1 tRNA gene and 2 rRNA genes (1 of these 3 cut by a window edge) are annotated in these 2,500 nt (G+C 52.1%); all 3 read left to right on the top strand.

The annotated features are described in order from the left end of the window. Window positions 1-1,737 (top strand): 23S ribosomal RNA (locus tag OEU88_RS00015) (it extends 1,011 nt beyond the left edge of the window). Window positions 1,738-1,900: 163 nt separating this feature from the next. Continuing rightward, window positions 1,901-2,015: ribosomal RNA gene (rrf, locus tag OEU88_RS00010) — 5S ribosomal RNA — on the top strand. Window positions 2,016-2,247: 232 nt separating this feature from the next. Then, window positions 2,248-2,324 (top strand) — tRNA-Met (locus OEU88_RS00005). Window positions 2,325-2,500 lie beyond the last annotated feature (176 nt).

Raw genomic sequence — 2,500 nt, 5'->3', positions numbered from 1 at the left:
AGCATGTGAGACGGCCAAAACAACCAGGATGTTGGCTTAGAAGCAGCCATCATTTAAAGAAAGCGTAACAGCTCACTGGTCTAAATAAGCTGTCTTGCGGCGAAGATGTACCGGGGCTAAAGACAAGTACCGAAGCTGTGGATTTGATCTTATGATCAAGTGGTAGCGGAGCGTTCTGTAAGTCTGCGAAGGTGTGGCGCGAGCCATTCTGGAGATATCAGAAGTGAGAATGCTGACATGAGTAGCGATAAACAGTGTGAGAGACACTGTCGCCGAAATCCCAAGGGTTCCTGCGCAAGGCTAATCCGCGCAGGGTGAGTCGGCTCCTAAGGCGAGGCCGAAAGGCGTAGTCGATGGGAATCAGGTTAATATTCCTGAACCAGGTGGAATGTGACGAATGGAGTAAGTTGTGAGACCTTATTGGATTGGTCTTGCCGCGAATCTGTTCCAGGAAATAGCACCACCATATTGACCGTACCCTAAACCGACACAGGTGGGATGGTAGAGCATACCAAGGCGCTTGAGAGAACTATGCTGAAGGAACTCGGCAAATTGCCTCCGTAACTTCGGGATAAGGAGGCCCAGCTTTAAGGCAACTTTTAGTTGGGGGCACAAAAGAGGGGGTGGCGACTGTTTACTAAAAACACAGGGCTCTGCGAAGTGGATAACACGACGTATAGGGTCTGACGCCTGCCCGGTGCCGGAAGGTTAAGAGGAGTAGTGAGAGCTGCGAATTGAAGCCCCGGTAAACGGCGGCCGTAACTATAACGGTCCTAAGGTAGCGAAATTCCTTGTCGGGTAAGTTCCGACCTGCACGAATGGCGTAACGACTTCCCCACTGTCTCCAGCATAGACTCAGCGAAATTGAATTCTCCGTGAAGATGCGGAGTACCCGCGGTCAGACGGAAAGACCCCGTGCACCTTTACTACAGCTTCAGAGTGGCATTAGGGATAACATGTGTAGGATAGGTGGGAGGCTTTGAAGCCCGCACGCCAGTGCGAGTGGAGCCATCCTTGAAATACCACCCTTGTTGTCTCTGATGTCTAACCACGTCCCGTGAAACCGGGACTGGGACCCTCTGTGGTGGGTAGTTTGACTGGGGCGGTCGCCTCCCAAATGGTAACGGAGGCGCGCGAAGGTAGGCTCAGATCGGTTGGAAATCGATCGTCGAGTGCAATGGCATAAGCCTGCCTGACTGCGAGACTGACAGGTCGAGCAGAGACGAAAGTCGGTCATAGTGATCCGGTGGTTCTGTGTGGAAGGGCCATCGCTCAACGAATAAAAGGTACGCCGGGGATAACAGGCTGATACTGCCCAAGAGCTCATATCGACGGCAGTGTTTGGCACCTCGATGTCGGCTCATCTCATCCTGGGGCTGGAGCAGGTCCCAAGGGTTTGGCTGTTCGCCAATTAAAGAGGTACGTGAGCTGGGTTTAGAACGTCGTGAGACAGTTCGGTCCCTATCTGCCGTGGGCGCAAGAGACTTGAGAGGAGCTGCCCCTAGTACGAGAGGACCGGGGTGGACGGACCTCTGGTGGACCTGTTGTGGCGCCAGCCGCATTGCAGGGTAGCTATGTCCGGAAGGGATAACCGCTGAAAGCATCTAAGCGGGAAGCCCCCCTCAAGATAAGGTCTCTCTGAGAGCCGTGGAAGACCACCACGTTGATAGGTCAGGTGTGGAAGCTCAGTAATGGGTGAAGCTAACTGATACTAATTGCTCGATAGGCTTTTGAGCCTCTCCATAGACAGAAAGGAAAGCTTTCTTTGTCTTTAATTCGCGCAAAAGTGCGCGGCGGCCGCTTGGCCTTGCCTCACAGCTACGCTGTTCGGTAATTAGAGATTGTCTTGGAACATTACTCAAAGCATGCTTTGATACTCGCAATAACACTCTTTTGTTGATCTGGTGGTTATAACAAGGTTGTCCCACCCGGTCCCATCCCGAACCCGGAAGTGAAAAGCCTTTGTGCCGATGGTACTTCGTCTTAAGGCGCGGAAGAGTAGGTCGCCGCCAGATCTACAAAAGAGTGTACACATAACCACATATCAAATACCAAAAACCGCCCTTCAAAAGGCGGTTTTGTCGTCTAAAAGGACAATTGATTCCTATAGTCGACAACCAAGGGCAATCTTGAGCCCTCTTCATGGGATTGCGATAGCAATACCGGAAGCAGACACATAGCAGCCCTGAGCTGCGTCACATCGGAGAATGGCATAAGCCATCGGAACGGGTGACATAATATAATTGACGCGGGATGGAGCAGCCCGGTAGCTCGTCAGGCTCATAACCTGAAGGTCGTAGGTTCAAATCCTACTCCCGCAACCAATACGATAAAAAGGGTCCCATCAGGGGCCCTTTTTGCGTATATGGGCTGTGTGAGTAAGACTTGAACCTACGGATAAAGTAGGTTCAACCGCCGGCGCAGCAATGCAGTGCATTGCGAAAGAGCGCCAAGGACAAGGAAGCAATGCCGATAGGCATGCGCACCTAAAACCCTACTC

The organism is Kordiimonas aquimaris (assembly GCF_025574485.1).
Classification (GTDB): Bacteria; Pseudomonadota; Alphaproteobacteria; order Sphingomonadales; family Kordiimonadaceae; genus Kordiimonas; species Kordiimonas aquimaris.
Note: the sequence above shows the minus strand (reverse complement) of the source record. Positions and strands in the feature narration are given on the sequence as shown.